This window comes from Streptomyces asoensis (genome assembly GCF_013085465.1).
Taxonomy (GTDB): Bacteria; Actinomycetota; Actinomycetes; order Streptomycetales; family Streptomycetaceae; genus Streptomyces; species Streptomyces cacaoi_A.
On sequence record NZ_CP049838.1, the window covers coordinates 2,094,176 to 2,109,842 of the forward strand.

Sequence of the window (15,667 nt, forward strand, 5' to 3'; positions counted from 1 at the left end):
CCGGGCCTGTGGAGAAACCCACTGTGAGCCGAAAATACTACTGAGCGGGGCCCTCAACGGCCTCGGACGTCAGCAGACCGGCGTTGATCTCGCGGAGGGCGATCGAGAGCGGCTTCTCGTGGACGTGGGTGTCCACGAGCGGACCGACGTACTCGAGGAGGCCCTCGCCGAGCTGCGAGTAGTACGCGTTGATCTGGCGGGCCCGCTTGGCCGCGTAGATCACGAGGCTGTACTTCGAGTCGGTGGCCTCGAGGAGCTCGTCGATCGGCGGGTTGATGATGCCCTCGGGCGCGGAGATGGAAGAGGACACGCTCTACCTTCCGATGGATGGGAAAAGACCGGTCGTGATCACAGGCTCGTAATCACACAACATCGACCAAGGCTAGCAGCTCACGCGCGACGTCCTCGACGGAGGTGTTGACCAGGGTCACGTCGAACTCCGGCTCGGCCGCGAGTTCGATCTTCGCCGCCGCCAGGCGGCGCTCGATCACCTCGGGTGGTTCGGTGCCCCGCCCGGTGAGTCTGCGCACCAGTTCCTCCCAGGAGGGAGGGGCCAGGAACACCAGTTGGGCCTCGGGCATGGACTCACGGACCTGACGGGCGCCCTGGAGGTCGATCTCCAGGAGGACCGGCTCGCCCGACTCCAGGCGCTCCAGCACCGCGGTGCGCGGAGTGCCGTAGCGGTTGCCCGCGAACTCGGCCCACTCCAGCAGCTCGCCATTGGCGATCAGCTTGTCCATCTCCTCGTCGGTGACGAAGAAGTAGTGGACTCCGTGCTTCTCGCCGGGCCGCGGCCTACGGGTCGTCGCCGACACCGAGAGCCAGACCTCGGGATGTTCCTTGCGCATATGAGCGACGACCGTGCTCTTGCCGACCCCGGAGGGGCCGGAGAGCACGGTCAGCCGCGGACGTGCGTCCGGGGTTTCGGGGGTCGTCCCCCGGAGTTTTACTGCCATGCAGCGATTATTCCAGCAATCCCGGAGTGCCCGGGACTCCCTCCCCGCGGCACCCGGGAATCAGGAGCCGGTGCTGCCGAACTCACGCTCCAGGGACGCGATCTGGTTGGAACCGAGGCCGCGCACGCGGCGGCTCTCGGAGATGCCGAGTCGCTCCATGATCTGCTTGGCGCGGACCTTGCCCACGCCCGGGAGCGACTCCAGGAGGGCGGAGACCTTCATCTTGCCGATGACGTCGTTTTCCTGACCCTGCTTGATGACCTCGTGAAGCGAGGCGCCGGAGTGCTTGAGTCGATTCTTGACCTCGGCCCGCTCCCGGCGAGCCGCGGCGGCCTTTTCGAGCGCGGCTGCGCGCTGTTCGGGGGTAAGGGGCGGAAGAGCCACGCCTACGTCACCTCGGATGTCGAACTGTCGGATACGGACCGGTGAGGAACCTAGTCGCCCCACACCTGGTGAGTTACGAGCAACACGCGCTGCCCGTTCACTCTCCGTCGGAGACTAGCGGCCAACTCCGCCAGAGTCAGCGAGAACAGAGGAAAAGTCCTGGTCAGCCTCCATCAGGCCGGACATTTAGGACATAGTGCCCCGGATTTGAGGATGTATCCAGACTCAAGTCGCCTCCGAGCCGCCCGACCGAGCCCCCGGTCGGGCGGTCGACGCCCGTCAGGCGGCGTCCACGGCCGCCCTGACCTCTCGCGCGAATCGATCCACGGCGTCACGCAGAGCGACGAGGTCGGGACCGTGACGCAACACACCCCGACTCACGTTCGGTACGACATTGCGCACCGCGGACCCGAAGACCCGCGGGAGGTCGGCCGGGGTCGCCCCCTGAGCGCCGACGCCGGGCGCGAGGAGCGGACCGTTGATGTCGAGGTCATACGTCGAGAGGTCGCCCAGGGTGGCGCCGACGACCGCCCCGAAGGAGCCCAGCGGCTCCTCCCCCACGTTCTCCGCGGCCAGATGCGCCAGCATCGTCGCGCCCACGTCCCGCCCGTCGGCCCGCACCGCGTGCTGGACCTCGCCGCCCTCCGGGTTGGAGGTCAGCGCCAGCACGAACAGCCCGGCGCCGCTCTCGCGCGCCGCCGCCACCGCCGGGGCCAGGGATCCGTAACCGAGGTACGGCGACACGGTGAGGGCGTCGGAGAACAGCGGGGCGTCCTTGTGCAGGAAGGACTCGGCGTACGCGGCCATGGTCGAGCCGATGTCACCGCGCTTGGCGTCCATCACGACCAGGGCACCGGCCGCCCGCGCCTCCTGCACCGTCTTCTCCAGGACGGCGATCCCGCGCGAGCCGAACCGCTCGAAGAAGGCGCTCTGCGGCTTCAGCAGGGCGACCCGGTCGGCCGTCGCCTCGACGACCGTGCGGCTGAACCGCTCCAGGCCGGCGACGTCGTCGTTCAGGTCCCACTCGGCGAGCAGGGAGGCGTGCGGGTCGATGCCGACGCAGAGCGGGCCACGCTCGTCCATGGCCCGGCGCAGCCGCGCGCCGAAGGGCTCCAGGGTCATGCCGTCTTCCTCACGTCGGCGCCGACCGCGTCGGCGAGAGTGGCGTAGGGGCTCGTCCGCAGGCGGGCGGCCAGGCCCTTGTGGATCGCTCGGCCCCAGAAGGGCCCCTCGTAGATGAAGGCGCTGTAGCCCTGGACCAGCGTGGCACCGGCCAGGATGCGCTGCCAGGCGTCCTCCGCGTCCTCCACGCCGCCGACGCCCACGAGGGTGACGCGGTCGCCCACGCGCGCGTAGAGGCGGCGCAGCACCTCCAGGGAGCGTGCCTTGAGGGGCGCCCCGGACAGTCCGCCGGTCTCCTTCACCAGCGAGGGTTCGGACTTCAGACCGAGGCCCTCGCGCGCGATGGTGGTGTTGGTGGCGATGATCCCGTCCAGGCCGAGCTGCACGGCCAGGTCGGCGACCGCGTCGACGTCCTCGTCGGCCAGATCCGGGGCGATCTTGACCAGCAGCGGGACCCGCCGCGAGGTCACCACCCGGTCGGCAGCCTCGCGGACGGCGCTCAGCAGCGGCCGCAGCGCCTCGGTGGCCTGGAGGTTGCGCAGTCCCGGGGTGTTCGGCGAGGACACGTTGACGACCAGGTAGTCGGCGTACGGCGCGAGCCGCTCGGTCGACTTCACGTAGTCGCCGACGGCCTCCTCCTCGGGTACGACCTTGGTCTTGCCGATGTTGACGCCCACCACGGGCTTGAAGACGGGCGTACGGGAGGCCAGGCGCGCGGCGACGACCAGCGAGCCCTCGTTGTTGAAGCCCATCCGGTTGATGAGCCCCCGGTCCTTCACCAGCCGGAACAGCCGCTGGGCGGGGTTGCCGGGCTGCGGCTCACCGGTGACCGTGCCGATCTCGACGTGGTCGAAGCCCAGCATCGACATCCCGTCGATCGCGACGGCGTTCTTGTCGAAGCCGGCGGCGAGTCCGAAGGGGCCGTGCATGCGCAGCCCGAAGGCCTCGGTGCGCAGTTCCTGGTACCGCGGGGCCAGGGCGGCCGCGACGAACGTGCGCAGCACCGGGATCCGGACGGCGAGCCGGATCCAGCGGAAGGCCAGGTGGTGGGCGCGCTCGGGGTCCATCCGCTGGAAGACCAGCCGGAAGAATTGCTTGTACATGGTCATGTCCTCCAAGGAGCCTCGCGAAGAGGTGTCATGAAGAGGGGGACACCGTTTCCGGTGTCCCCCTGAGGGCTGCTAGTCGCGGGCCGCGGTCAGGTGTGCCGCGTGTTCTTGGAGCGAGCGGACGCCCACGTCCCCGTGGTTGAGGGCGTCGATGCCCTGGACGGCGGCGGCGAGCGCCTGGACCGTCGTCAGGCACGGCACGGACCGCGCCACGGCCGCCGTACGGATCTCGTAGCCGTCGAGGCGGCCGCCGGTGCCGTACGGGGTGTTGACGATGAGGTCGACCTCGCCGTCGTGGATGAGCTGGACGATGGTCTTCTCGCCGTTCGGGCCGGTGCCCTCGGACTGCTTGCGCACGACGGTGGCGTTGATGCCGTTGCGCTTGAGGACCTCGGCGGTGCCGGAGGTGGCGAGCAGCTCGAAGCCGTGGCCGACCAGCTCACGGGCCGGGAAGATCATCGAGCGCTTGTCGCGGTTGGCGACCGAGATGAACGCGCGGCCCTTGGTGGGCAGCGGGCCGTAGGCGCCCGCCTGCGACTTGGCGTACGCCGTGCCGAAGACGGAGTCGATGCCCATGACCTCGCCGGTGGAGCGCATCTCGGGGCCGAGCACGGTGTCGACACCGCGGCCGGAGGTGTCCCGGAAGCGGGTCCACGGCATCACGGCCTCCTTGACGGAGATCGGCGCGTCCAGCGGCAGCTCACCGCCGTCGCCGGTCGCCGGGAGCAGCCCCTCGGCGCGCAGCTCGGCGACGGTCGCGCCCAGCGAGATCCGGGCGGCGGCCTTCGCCAGCGGCACCGCGGTCGCCTTCGAGGTGAAGGGGACCGTACGGGACGCGCGCGGGTTGGCCTCCAGGACGTAGAGGATGTCGCCCGCCATCGCGAACTGGATGTTGATCAGACCGCGCACACCGACGCCCTTGGCGATCGCCTCGGTGGAGGCCCGCAGGCGCTTGATGTCGAAGCCGCCCAGGGTGATCGGGGGCAGGGCGCACGCCGAGTCGCCGGAGTGGATGCCGGCCTCCTCGATGTGCTCCATGACGCCGCCGAGGTACAGCTCCTCGCCGTCGTAGAGCGCGTCGACGTCGATCTCGATGGCGTCGTCGAGGAAGCGGTCGACGAGGACCGGCCGGGTGGGGCTGATCTCGGTCGACTCGGCGATGTAGGACGACAGCCGGGTCTCGTCGTAGACGATCTCCATGCCCCGGCCGCCGAGCACGTACGACGGCCGCACCAGGACCGGGTAGCCGATCTCGTCCGCGATGGCCTTGGCCTCGGCGAAGGTCGTGGCCGTGCCGTGCTTCGGGGCCGGCAGACCGGCCTCGGCGAGCACCCGCCCGAAGGCACCCCGGTCCTCGGCCGCGTGGATCGCCTCGGGCGGCGTGCCCACGATCGGCACGCCGTTGTCCTTCAGCGACTGCGCCAGGCCCAGCGGGGTCTGGCCGCCGAGCTGCACGATCACGCCGGCGATCGGGCCGGCCAGCGACTCGGCGTGGACGATCTCCAGCACGTCCTCGAGGGTCAGCGGCTCGAAGTACAGGCGGTCGGAGGTGTCGTAGTCGGTGGAGACGGTCTCGGGGTTGCAGTTGACCATCACGGTCTCGTACCCGGCGTCCGACAGCGCGAAGGAGGCGTGGACGCAGGAGTAGTCGAACTCGATGCCCTGGCCGATGCGGTTCGGGCCGGAGCCCAGGATGATCACCGCGGGCTTCTCGCGGGGCGCGACCTCGCTCTCCTCGTCGTAGGAGGAGTAGAAGTACGGCGTCTTCGCGGCGAACTCGGCGGCGCAGGTGTCGACCGTCTTGTAGACCGGGCGGATGCCCAGCGTGTGACGGACCTCACGGACGACGTCCTCGCGCAGCCCGCGGATCTCGGCGATCTGCTGGTCCGAGAAGCCGTGCCGCTTGGCCTCGGCGAGCAGCTCGACGTCCAGGCGGTCGGCGGCGGCCAGCTCGTCGGCGGTCTCCTTGATGAGGAAGAGCTGGTCGACGAACCAGGGGTCGATCTTCGTGAACGCGAAGACCTCCTCGGGCGTGGCGCCCGCGCGGATGGCCTGCATGACGGTGTTGATACGGCCGTCGGTGGGCCGTACGGCCTCCCGCAGCAGCTCGTCCTTGTCGCCGGGCTCGCCGACGAACGTGAACTGGCTGCCCTTCTTCTCCAGCGAGCGCAGCGCCTTCTGGAAGGCCTCGGTGAAGTTGCGGCCGATGGCCATGGCCTCGCCGACCGACTTCATGGTCGTGGTCAGCGTGGAGTCGGCGCTCGGGAACTTCTCGAAGGCGAAGCGCGGGGCCTTGACGACCACGTAGTCGAGCGTCGGCTCGAAAGAGGCCGGGGTCTCCTGCGTGATGTCGTTCGGGATCTCGTCGAGGGTGTAGCCGACGGCGAGCTTGGCCGCGATCTTGGCGATCGGGAAGCCGGTGGCCTTGGAGGCGAGGGCCGAGGAACGCGACACGCGCGGGTTCATCTCGATGACGATGACGCGGCCGTCCTCGGGGTTCACCGCGAACTGGATGTTGCAGCCGCCGGTGTCCACGCCGACCTCGCGGATCACGGCGATGCCGATGTCGCGCAGGGTCTGGTACTCGCGGTCGGTCAGCGTCATCGCCGGGGCGACGGTGATCGAGTCGCCGGTGTGCACGCCCATGGGGTCGAAGTTCTCGATGGAGCAGACGACCACGACGTTGTCGTGCTTGTCGCGCATCAGCTCCAGCTCGTACTCCTTCCAGCCGAGGATGGACTCCTCCAGGAGCACCTCGGTGGTCGGCGAGAGCGTCAGGCCCTGGCCGGCGATGCGGCGCAGCTCCTCCTCGTCGTGGGCGAAGCCGGAGCCGGCGCCGCCCATGGTGAAGGAGGGGCGCACGACGACCGGGTAGCCGCCGCCGAGCGTCTCGACGCCTGCGACGACCTCGTCCATGGTGTGGCAGATGACCGAGCGGGCGGACTCGCCGTGCCCGATCTTCGCGCGGACGGCTTCCACGACGCCCTTGAAGAGGTCGCGGTCCTCGCCCTTGTTGATGGCCTCGACGTTGGCGCCGATCAGCTCGACGCCGTACTTCTCCAGGACGCCGTTCTCGGCGAGCGAGATCGCCGTGTTGAGGGCCGTCTGGCCGCCCAGGGTGGGCAGCAGCGCGTCGGGGCGCTCCTTGGCGATGATCTTCTCGACGAACTCCGGGGTGATCGGCTCGACGTAGGTCGCGTCGGCGATCTCCGGGTCGGTCATGATCGTCGCCGGGTTGGAGTTGACCAGGACGACCCGGAGGCCCTCGGCGCGCAGGATGCGGCACGCCTGGGTGCCGGAGTAGTCGAACTCGGCGGCCTGACCGATGACGATCGGGCCGGAGCCGATGACCAGGACGGACTGGATATCGGTGCGCTTAGGCACGCTGGCCCTCCATCAGGGATACGAAGCGGTCGAACAGGTAGGCGGCGTCGTGGGGGCCCGCTGCCGCTTCGGGGTGGTACTGGACGGAGAAGGCGGGCTGGTCGAGCAGCTGGAGCCCCTCCACGACGTCGTCGTTGAGGCAAACGTGCGAGACCTCGGCGCGGCCGAACTTCGTCTCGCTGACCTGGTCGAGCGGCGCGTCCACGGCGAACCCGTGGTTGTGCGCGGTGACCTCGACCTTTCCGGTCGTACGGTCCTGGACCGGCTGGTTGATGCCGCGGTGGCCGTACTTCAGCTTGTAGGTGCCGAAGCCGAGGGCGCGGCCGAGGATCTGGTTGCCGAAGCAGATGCCGAAGAGCGGCGTCCTGCGCTCCAGCACCTCGGTCATCAGGGCGACCGGACCGTCTGCTGTGGCCGGGTCGCCCGGGCCGTTGGAGAAGAACACGCCGTCGGGGTTGACCGCGTACACCTCCGCCGCCGAGGCCGTCGCCGGGAGCACGTGCACCTCGATGCCGCGCTCGGCCATGCGGTGCGGGGTCATGCCCTTGATGCCGAGGTCGATGGCGGCGACGGTGAACCGCTTCTCGCCGACCGCCGGGACGACGTAGGCCTCCTTGGTGGCGACCTCCTCGTAGAGGCTCGCGCCCTTCATGTGCGGCTGGGCCTGCACGCGCGCGAGGAGCTCGGTCTCCGAGCGGACCGCCTCGCCGGAGAAGATGCCGGCGCGCATCGAGCCGCTCTCGCGGAGGTGGCGGGTGAGCGCGCGGGTGTCGATGCCGGAGATGCCGACGACGTTCTGCGCGACGAGCTCGTCGTCCAGGGAGCGCTTGGCGCGCCAGTTGGAGGGCACGCGTGCGGGGTCGCGCACGACGTAGCCGGAGACCCAGATGCGGCCCGACTCGTCGTCCTCGTCGTTCCAGCCGGTGTTGCCGATCTGCGGGGCGGTCGCGACGACGATCTGGCGGTCGTACGACGGGTCGGTCAGGGTCTCCTGGTAGCCGGTCATGCCGGTGGAGAACACCGCTTCGCCGAAGGTCTCCCCCACGGCCCCGTAGGCACGGCCGCGGAAGATCCGGCCGTCCTCCAGGACGAGTACGGCGGGAACCTTGGTGGTTCCCCTGGTGGAGGTCGTCATCGTGCGCCTTCCGTTTCCGTCGGGTTCTCGGTCTTGTCGATCATGGAGTTGATGGCGTCGACCCACTCGCCGTGCTCGGCCGCGTGGTCCGAGCGGAAGCCGGAGTCGAGCAGTTTGTCGCCGTGCGCCCAGGTCACCACCAGCAGTCCGCCCTCGGTGAGGACCTTGCCGGCGATGCCCTTGTCGAGCCGGGCCTCGCGCAGTGCGGCGACCGGGACGAAGAAGTCGGTCGCGCCGGGGCGTACGACGTCCAGTCCCGCTGCCGTCAGGGTGAGCTCGACCCGGCTGCGGGTGCCCAGGCCGTGCGCCACGATGCGGTCGAGCCACTGCCCGGCCGTGGTGGAGCCGTGGTAGCGGCCGTTCATGCCCAGTCTCACCGGGCCGGGGTCGTCCGGCGCGGTGGGGAGCTCGGGCAGGTCGCCCTGGAGCGTGCCGCGCCACTTCCAGCCCTCGCGCATCAGCCAGTAGACGAGCGCGACGAAGAGGCCGAGACCGACCACCCAGCCGATCCGCGCGGCCCAGTCGGTCACTTCGGCCGATTCCTTCTCGGCCGCGAGCAGTAGTGCAGCAGATGTCACGTGAGCTTCCCGTCGACGAGCGTGGCCTTGCCCCGGAGCCACGTGTGCGTGACACGGCCCGGCAGCTCACGCCCCTCGTACGGGGTGTTCCGGCTGCGCGAGGCGAAGCCCGCGGGGTCCACCGACCCACGGTATTCCGTGTCGACGAGCGTGAGGTTGGCGGGCTCACCTGCCGAGACGGGACGCCCGTGGCCCTTGGCCTGCCCGATCTGGGCGGGCTTGAACGACATCCGGCTCGCGACCCCGGCCCAGTCCAGCAGGCCCGTCTCCACCATCGTCTCCTGGACCACCGACAGCGCGGTCTCCAGGCCGACCATGCCCATGGCGGCGGCGGCCCACTCGCAGTCCTTGTCCTCGTGCGGGTGCGGGGCGTGGTCGGTGGCGACGATGTCGATGGTGCCGTCGGCGAGCGCCTCGCGCAGGGCGCGCACGTCCCGCTCGGTGCGCAGCGGCGGGTTCACCTTGTAGACCGGGTCGTAGCTGCGCACCAGCTCGTCGGTGAGCAGCAGGTGGTGCGGGGTGACCTCGGCGGTGACGTCGATGCCGCGGGACTTGGCCCAGCGGACGATCTCGACCGACCCGGCGGTGGAGAGGTGGCAGATGTGGACCCGGGAGCCGACGTGCTCGGCGAGCAGGACGTCCCGGGCGATGATCGACTCCTCGGCCACCGCCGGCCAGCCCCCGAGCCCCAGCTCGGCGGAGACGACGCCCTCGTTCATCTGGGCGCCCTCGGTCAGCCGCGGCTCCTGCGCGTGCTGGGCGACGACCCCGCCGAAGGCCTTCACGTACTCCAGGGCCCGGCGCATGATCACGGCGTCGTCGACGCACTTGCCGTCGTCGGAGAAGACGGTGACTCCGGCCGCCGACTCGTGCATGGCGCCCAGCTCGGCGAGCTTGCGGCCCTCCAGGCCGACCGTGACCGCGCCGATGGGCTGCACGTCGCAGTAGCCGTGCTCCTGCCCGAGCCGGTAGACCTGCTCGACCACACCTGCGGTGTCGGCCACGGGGAAGGTGTTGGCCATGGCGAACACGGCCGTGTAGCCGCCGGAAGCGGCCGCGCGGGTGCCCGTGAGCACCGTCTCGGAGTCCTCGCGGCCCGGCTCGCGCAGATGGGTGTGCAGGTCGACCAGGCCCGGCAGCAGCACCTTGCCGCCGGCCTCGACGACCTCGGCGCCCTCGGCGGACAGCCCCGCGCCGACGGCCTCGATGACCGCGCCGTCGATCAGGACGTCCTGCGGCTCACCGCCGAGCACCTTCGCACCACGGATCAGGATCTTGCTCATGGTTCTTACTTCTCCTCGGTGGTGCGGGCGTGGCTGACGGCGGGCTCGTTGCCGCCCAGGAGCAGGTAGAGGACGGCCATCCGGATGGACACGCCGTTGGCGACCTGTTCGACGACGGTGCAGCGCTCGGAGTCGGCGACCTCGGCGGTGATCTCCATGCCGCGGACCATCGGGCCGGGGTGCATGACGATGGCGTGCTCGGGCATCCGCGCCATGCGGTCGCCGTCGAGGCCGTAGCGCCGCGAGTACTCGCGCTCGGTCGGGAAGAACGCGGCGTTCATCCGCTCGCGCTGCACCCGCAGCATCATCACCGCGTCGGACTTGGGCAGCGTGCTGTCGAGGTCGTACGACACCTCGCACGGCCAGGTCTCGATGCCGACCGGCACCAGGGTGGGCGGGGCGACCAGGGTGACCTCGGCGCCGAGCGTGTGCAGCAGGTCGACGTTGGAGCGGGCGACCCGGCTGTGCAGCACGTCGCCGACGATCGTGATGCGCTTGCCGGAGAGGTCCTGGCCGATCCCGGCGTCCCGGCCGACCAGCCGGCGGCGCATGGTGAAGGCGTCCAGGAGGGCCTGGGTGGGGTGCTGGTGGGTGCCGTCGCCTGCGTTGACGACGACCGCGTCGATCCAGCCGGAGGTGGCCAGGCGGTAGGGCGCCCCGGAGGCGCCGTGCCGGATGACGACCGCGTCGACGCCCATGGCCTCCAGCGTCTGCGCGGTGTCCTTCAGGGACTCGCCCTTCGACACCGACGACCCCTTGGCGGAGAAGTTGATGACGTCCGCGGAGAGGCGCTTCTCGGCGGCCTCGAAGGAGATACGCGTGCGCGTGGAGTCCTCGAAGAAGAGGTTGACGATCGTGCGGCCGCGCAGGGTCGGCAGTTTCTTGATGGGCCGGTCGGCGACCCGGGCCATCTCCTCGGCGGTGTCGAGGATCAGGACGGCGTCGTCGCGGGTGAGGTCGGCGGCCGAGATGAGATGACGCTGCATCTGTCAGGCTCCGTAAGGCAGTTCAGGTGGGGAGATCACGGGCGTGCAGGGCACGGCTGTGAGGCGCACGGCACCGAGGGCCGCACGCGCGCGTGCTACTGCTGGGCGGCCGGCTTCACACCGAGCAGCACGGTGTCGCGACCGTCCTCCTCGGCGAGCTGGACCTTGACCGTCTCCCGCAACGACGTGGGGAGGTTCTTGCCGACGTAGTCGGCGCGGATGGGCAGTTCCCGGTGGCCGCGGTCGACGAGGACCGCGAGCTGGACCGCGCGCGGTCGCCCGAGGTCGTTCAGGGCGTCGAGGGCGGCGCGGATGGTGCGGCCGGAGAAGAGCACGTCGTCGACGAGGACGACCAGCTTGCCGTCCAGGCCGTCACCGGGGATCTCGGTGCGGGCCAGCGCACGCGGCGGGTGCATGCGCAGGTCGTCGCGGTACATGGTGATGTCGAGGGAGCCGACCGGAATCCTGCGGTCGGTGATCTGCTCGAGCTTGGCGGCGAGCCGCTGGGCGAGGAAGACGCCACGGGTCGGAATGCCGAGCAGCACCACGTCGTCGGCGCCCTTGGCGCGTTCGACGATCTCGTGGGCGATGCGCGTCAGCACACGCGCGATGTCGGGGCCTTCGAGAACGGGCCGCGCATCGGCTTGCCGGGAGTCCTGCTGAATGTCCTGCTTGTCCATAAGAAACGGACCTCCTTCTCCGCCTCACGGGACGGACCTTAAAGGACGTCGGATTTGCGCCATCCACGGTAGCAGGCCGGGACACCACCCCGATCACCCCCTTGGCGTAATCGGCCGGCGATACCACGGAAGCGTCGGTGTGGACCATTCGGCTTGACTCAGAAGAATCACGCTGCGTAACCTCACAGTGAGTTACCAGCACGCGGCTCGTGCCGCGTCGACCCAGTGCCGGGGAGCTATATGTCCAGCGAATACGCCAAACAGCTCGGGGCCAAGCTCCGGGCGATCCGCACCCAGCAGGGCCTTTCCCTCCACGGTGTCGAGGAGAAGTCCCAGGGACGCTGGAAGGCGGTCGTGGTCGGTTCGTACGAGCGCGGCGACCGCGCCGTGACCGTGCAGCGCCTTGCCGAGCTGGCGGACTTCTACGGCGTTCCCGTGCAGGAGCTGCTGCCGGGCACCACTCCGGGCGGCGCCGCCGAGCCGCCGCCGAAGCTGGTCCTGGACCTGGAGCGACTGGCCCACGTGCCGGTCGAGAAGGCGGGTCCCCTTCAGCGGTACGCGGCCACCATCCAGTCGCAGCGCGGTGACTACAACGGCAAGGTGCTGTCGATCCGCCAGGACGACCTGCGCACGCTCGCCGTCATCTACGACCAGTCCCCCTCGGTCCTGACCGAGCAGCTGATCAGCTGGGGCGTCCTGGACGCGGACGCGCGTCGCGCGGTCTCCCACGAGGAGGGCTGAGCCACAGCGGCCCGGCAGAGCTCAGCAGAAACGTGCCGCCGGGGTGGCCGGAACCTGATGGTTCCGGCCACCCCGGCTTTTTGGTCGGTACATGCCGGAGGGCCCACAGCGTGCGCTGTGGGCCCTCCGGCATGTTTCGCGCCCCGAGGGGCGCGGGGAACCACGCGACGAGCCACAGAGGGCTCGCAGGCCTCCTACGGCCCCGTTCCCCGGCTCTCCCTGCGGAACTGTTCGCTATTCGCGACGCAGAGACGGCTTGAGCTCCTTGAGTCGGCCGAGCAGGCCGTTGACGAACGACGGCGACTCGTCCGTGGAGAACTCCTTCGCCAGCTGCACCATCTCGTCGAGGACGACCGCGTCCGGGGTCTCGTCGACCCAGATCAGCTCGTAGGCGCCGAGACGCAGGATGTTGCGGTCGACGACCGGCATCCGGTCCAGCGTCCAGCCGACCGAGTACTGCGAGATCAGCTCGTCGATGCGACGCGCGTACCCGGCGTAGCCCTCGACCAGCTGCATCGTGTACTCGCTCACCGGCGGCTGCCGGGTGTCGGCCCGGGAGAGCCGGATCCAGTCCGCGAGGACTGTCAGGACGTCGACTCCGCGCTGGTCGCCCTCGAAGAGGATCTGGAAGGCGCGCTTGCGGGCCGTGTTGCGGGCAGCCACGGTTAGCTGTTCACCCGGCCGAGGTAGTCGCTGGTGCGGGTGTCGACCTTGATCTTCTCACCGGTGGTGATGAAGAGCGGGACGTTGATCTGGTGACCGGTCTCCAGGGTGGCGGGCTTGGTGCCACCGGTGGAGCGGTCCCCCTGGAGGCCCGGCTCGGTCTCCTGCACGACGAGCTCGACGGCGGCCGGCAGCTCTACGAAGAGCACCTCGCCCTCGTGCTGCGCCACGGTGGCCGTGAAGCCCTCGATCAGGAAGTTGGCGGCGTCGCCGACGGCCTTGCGGTCGACCATCAGCTGGTCGTAGGTCTCCATGTCCATGAAGACGAAGTACTCGCCGTCCATGTACGAGAACTGCATGTCGCGCTTGTCGACAGTGGCCGTCTCGACCTTGACGCCGGCGTTGAACGTCTTGTCGACGACCTTGCCGGAAAGCACGTTCTTCAGCTTGGTGCGCACGAAGGCCGGGCCCTTGCCGGGCTTGACGTGCTGGAACTCGACGACGGACCAGAGCTGGCCGCCTTCGAGCTTGAGCACCAGGCCGTTCTTGAGGTCGTTCGTGGAAGCCACGGTTGCGGAATCTCCTGGACTGACGTGGACGACCCCGGTGCACGCACCTGCCTAGAGGGCGAGCAGCTCCTTGGTCGTGATGGTGAGTAGCTCGGGTCCGCCGTCCGCCTCGGGGCGCACGACGAGCGTGTCATCGATCCGGACACCGCCCCGGCCCGGGAGGTGGACCCCCGGTTCGACGGTGACCGGCACGCAAGCGTCCAGTTTACCCATGGCCGCGGGAGACAACTGCGGGTCCTCTTCGATTTCGAGTCCGACACCGTGCCCGGTGAGCTCCTGGAGGCCCTCGGAGTGCCCCGCGGAGTCCAGGATCTGGCGGGCCGCGCGGTCCACGTCCCGGAAGGCTGCGCCGGGTGCCAGGGCCTCGCGTCCGGCCCGCTGGGCAGCGAAGACGAGGTCGTACAGCTCGATCTGCCAGTCGGCGGGGGACGTGCCGATCACGAAGGTACGGCCGATCTCACAGCGGTAGCCGCGGTAGCTCGCCCCCAGGCAGACGGAGAGGAAGTCGCCCTCCTCGACGCGCCGGTCGGTGGGCCGGTGGCCGCGCCGGCCGGAGTTCGGGCCAGTGGCGACCGAAGTGGCGAAGGCGGGGCCGTCGGCACCGTGATCGACGAGACGCCGTTCCAGTTCGAGGGCGAGATGCCGTTCCGTACGGCCCACCAGGATGGACTCCAGCAGCTCTCCCAGGGCCTGGTCGGCGATCTCGGCGCCGATCCGCAGACAGGAGATCTCCTCCTCGTCCTTCACCACCCTCAGCTGTTCGACCGCGCCGCCCAGGTCGGCGAGGCGCAGCCCGGGCGCGACGGACCGCAGTTCGCGGTGGCGGGCCACGGTGAGGTGATGCTCCTCCACCGCGAGGGAGTCGCCGCCCTCGCCCACGAGGAGATCGGCGGCGGCCACCGCCGGATCGCCTCCGGGGCGGCGAAGGCAATGGACCCGCAGGGCCTCGTCCGGCCGGCCCTCGCTCGGGCGGTCGTCGGGCGGGCCCGTGCAGACGAGAAGATCCTCACGTCTGCCCAGTAGCAGGACGGCGCCGCGCGGGGCCGCGCCCGCGAGGTATCTCACGTTGGCGGGGCGGGAGATCAGCGCGGTGGCGCTGCCGCTCGCGTTGCAGCGTTCTCTCAGCCGGGTGCGGCGGGACGCGTAGACCTCTGACATGACACGAGCGTAGGAGGAGTGGCCGGATTGTGCCGGTTGGGAGGGCGTTCGGGGGAACGGTCCGGGTCGGACCGGAGCGCTCGGGAGCGCTCTACCACTTCGGCGGGCTCGCGATCGCCCTCGCCAGCACGTCGTCCAGGACCCTCGCCGTCGTCGGGACGTCCAGTTGGGAGTTGTCGATGATGGGGAGGCCGGATCCGTACCAGCCGGCCATGCGGCCGTGGATACGGGCAACCTCCTCGTCGGTGAGGCGGCGGTTGCCGGAGCGTGCGGCGTTGCGCTCCAGGACGACTTCAAGGCCGGGCAGGAGGACGACGGGCAGCAGGCCCGGGCCCACATGCCGTTTCCAGCCGCCCAGGCCCACGGCCGGGCGGTCGGGGAAGATCGCGTCGTCCAGGATGCACGAGATGCCGTTGGCCAGGAAGTTGCGCGCGGCGAAGCCACAGGTGCGTCGGGCCAGGCGGTACTGGGCCTCGGAATGGTCGTTCCACCCCGACTGCGGGTCGGCGAAGCCCGAGCGGACCCATTCCCGTACGTCGTCGAGGCTGACATGGGCCGTGGGCACCCGGCGGTGGTCGGCCCAGAACTTTGCGACGCTCGTCTTCCCGGCGCCCGCCGGGCCGATCAGCAGCACGGCCAGCGTCGTGGCCGTCGGGTCGGGGACGATGGGGGCGGGCGGCGCGCTGGGCATGGGAACGGGGCCGCCCGGCGGCAGCGGGACATGCCCGGTGGTGTCGGTGCCCTGCGGCACCGGTGCGTGCTGCGGGGCGGGCGGGGGCGGCACGGGCGGGACCGGCGGCTGGGGCGCGGGCGGCACCGGGCCCGAGGGGGCGCCGAGGTACCCCGGCTGCTGCTGGGGGGCGCCGCCCGGCTGGTGGGGCGGCGGCAGCGGAGAACCCACTGCGTGCTGCATCCGGTG

General features: G+C 70.2%; 16 protein-coding genes. 1 reads left to right on the forward strand and 15 read right to left on the reverse strand.

The window, feature by feature from the left end; genetic code table 11:
* Nucleotides 1–37: 37 nt before the first annotated feature.
* The 11 genes from rpoZ to pyrR all read right to left on the reverse strand — a co-directional run bounded on the left by rpoZ (nt 38) and on the right by pyrR (nt 11,617).
* Complete coding sequence (gene rpoZ / locus G9272_RS09265; protein ID WP_003988945.1) at nt 38–310, reverse strand: DNA-directed RNA polymerase subunit omega; 273 nt, start codon at nt 308–310, stop codon at nt 38–40.
* A 52-nt stretch (nt 311–362) separates the two neighbouring features.
* On the reverse strand, nt 363–956 hold the full coding sequence (gmk, locus tag G9272_RS09270; RefSeq protein WP_171396100.1) for a guanylate kinase: 594 nt from the start codon (nt 954–956) through the stop codon (nt 363–365).
* Nucleotides 957–1,016: 60 nt separating this feature from the next.
* Complete coding sequence (locus G9272_RS09275; RefSeq protein WP_003977346.1) at nt 1,017–1,340, reverse strand: integration host factor; 324 nt, start codon at nt 1,338–1,340, stop codon at nt 1,017–1,019.
* 279 nt (nt 1,341–1,619) lie between these two features.
* Nucleotides 1,620–2,462 (reverse strand): orotidine-5'-phosphate decarboxylase, encoded by an 843-nt coding sequence (gene pyrF, locus G9272_RS09280; protein ID WP_171396101.1) that lies wholly within the window; start codon nt 2,460–2,462, stop codon nt 1,620–1,622.
* Nucleotides 2,459–3,565 carry a quinone-dependent dihydroorotate dehydrogenase gene (locus G9272_RS09285; protein WP_171396102.1) on the reverse strand — a complete coding sequence of 369 codons (1,107 nt, stop codon included), beginning with the start codon at nt 3,563–3,565 and terminating at the stop codon, nt 2,459–2,461. Before G9272_RS09285 ends, pyrF begins: the two co-directional genes overlap by 4 nt.
* A gap of 78 nt (nt 3,566–3,643) precedes the next feature.
* Nucleotides 3,644–6,955, reverse strand: coding sequence for a carbamoyl-phosphate synthase large subunit (gene carB / locus G9272_RS09290; RefSeq protein WP_171396103.1), 3,312 nt, complete (start codon nt 6,953–6,955; stop codon nt 3,644–3,646).
* On the reverse strand, nt 6,948–8,090 hold the full coding sequence (gene carA / locus G9272_RS09295; RefSeq protein ID WP_171396104.1) for a glutamine-hydrolyzing carbamoyl-phosphate synthase small subunit: 1,143 nt from the start codon (nt 8,088–8,090) through the stop codon (nt 6,948–6,950). Before carA ends, carB begins: the two co-directional genes overlap by 8 nt.
* Nucleotides 8,087–8,668: a PH-like domain-containing protein gene (locus tag G9272_RS09300; protein WP_171396105.1), complete on the reverse strand. Its 582-nt coding sequence runs from the start codon at nt 8,666–8,668 to the stop codon at nt 8,087–8,089. The genes carA and G9272_RS09300 overlap by 4 nt, the downstream gene beginning before the upstream one ends.
* Nucleotides 8,665–9,951, reverse strand: coding sequence for a dihydroorotase (locus tag G9272_RS09305; protein ID WP_171396106.1), 1,287 nt, complete (start codon nt 9,949–9,951; stop codon nt 8,665–8,667). Before G9272_RS09305 ends, G9272_RS09300 begins: the two co-directional genes overlap by 4 nt.
* A gap of 5 nt (nt 9,952–9,956) precedes the next feature.
* Nucleotides 9,957–10,937: an aspartate carbamoyltransferase catalytic subunit gene (locus G9272_RS09310; protein WP_171396107.1), complete on the reverse strand. Its 981-nt coding sequence runs from the start codon at nt 10,935–10,937 to the stop codon at nt 9,957–9,959.
* Nucleotides 10,938–11,032: 95 nt separating this feature from the next.
* The gene (gene pyrR / locus G9272_RS09315) at nt 11,033–11,617 is read right to left on the reverse strand and encodes a bifunctional pyr operon transcriptional regulator/uracil phosphoribosyltransferase PyrR (RefSeq protein WP_020128859.1); all 585 of its coding nucleotides are present in this window, start codon (nt 11,615–11,617) and stop codon (nt 11,033–11,035) included.
* Between the two features lie 240 nt (nt 11,618–11,857).
* Here pyrR and bldD point away from each other — a divergent pair, with 240 nt between their 5' ends.
* Nucleotides 11,858–12,358: a transcriptional regulator BldD gene (bldD, locus tag G9272_RS09320; protein ID WP_020128858.1), complete on the forward strand. Its 501-nt coding sequence runs from the start codon at nt 11,858–11,860 to the stop codon at nt 12,356–12,358.
* A gap of 234 nt (nt 12,359–12,592) precedes the next feature.
* Here the strand turns inward: bldD and nusB are convergent, their stop codons facing one another.
* From nusB to G9272_RS09340, 4 genes are all read right to left on the reverse strand, one after another.
* A complete protein-coding gene (gene nusB / locus G9272_RS09325; protein WP_171396108.1) occupies nt 12,593–13,021 on the reverse strand; it encodes a transcription antitermination factor NusB in 429 nt (142 codons plus the stop codon).
* Nucleotides 13,022–13,023: 2 nt separating this feature from the next.
* A complete protein-coding gene (efp, locus tag G9272_RS09330; RefSeq protein WP_020128856.1) occupies nt 13,024–13,590 on the reverse strand; it encodes an elongation factor P in 567 nt (188 codons plus the stop codon).
* A gap of 51 nt (nt 13,591–13,641) precedes the next feature.
* Nucleotides 13,642–14,748, reverse strand: a complete 1,107-nt coding sequence (locus tag G9272_RS09335; RefSeq protein ID WP_171396109.1) for an aminopeptidase P family protein — start codon at nt 14,746–14,748, stop codon at nt 13,642–13,644.
* Between the two features lie 91 nt (nt 14,749–14,839).
* Nucleotides 14,840–15,661, reverse strand: a complete 822-nt coding sequence (locus G9272_RS09340) for a Pro-rich N-terminal domain-containing protein (protein ID WP_171396110.1) — start codon at nt 15,659–15,661, stop codon at nt 14,840–14,842.
* Nucleotides 15,662–15,667: the final 6 nt, after the last annotated feature.

Coding starts and splice junctions, on each gene's coding strand:
- gmk (WP_171396100.1), bottom strand. CDS start 956: ATGGCAGTAAAACTCCGGGGGACGACCCCCGAAACCCCGGACGCACGT.
- pyrF (WP_171396101.1), bottom strand. CDS start 2,462: ATGACCCTGGAGCCCTTCGGCGCGCGGCTGCGCCGGGCCATGGACGAG.
- G9272_RS09285 (WP_171396102.1), bottom strand. CDS start 3,565: ATGTACAAGCAATTCTTCCGGCTGGTCTTCCAGCGGATGGACCCCGAG.
- carA (WP_171396104.1), bottom strand. CDS start 8,090: ATGACGACCTCCACCAGGGGAACCACCAAGGTTCCCGCCGTACTCGTC.
- G9272_RS09305 (WP_171396106.1), bottom strand. CDS start 9,951: ATGAGCAAGATCCTGATCCGTGGTGCGAAGGTGCTCGGCGGTGAGCCG.
- G9272_RS09310 (WP_171396107.1), bottom strand. CDS start 10,937: ATGCAGCGTCATCTCATCTCGGCCGCCGACCTCACCCGCGACGACGCC.
- pyrR (WP_020128859.1), bottom strand. CDS start 11,617: ATGGACAAGCAGGACATTCAGCAGGACTCCCGGCAAGCCGATGCGCGG.
- bldD (WP_020128858.1), top strand. CDS start 11,858: ATGTCCAGCGAATACGCCAAACAGCTCGGGGCCAAGCTCCGGGCGATC.
- G9272_RS09335 (WP_171396109.1), bottom strand. CDS start 14,748: ATGTCAGAGGTCTACGCGTCCCGCCGCACCCGGCTGAGAGAACGCTGC.
- G9272_RS09340 (WP_171396110.1), bottom strand. CDS start 15,661: ATGCAGCACGCAGTGGGTTCTCCGCTGCCGCCGCCCCACCAGCCGGGC.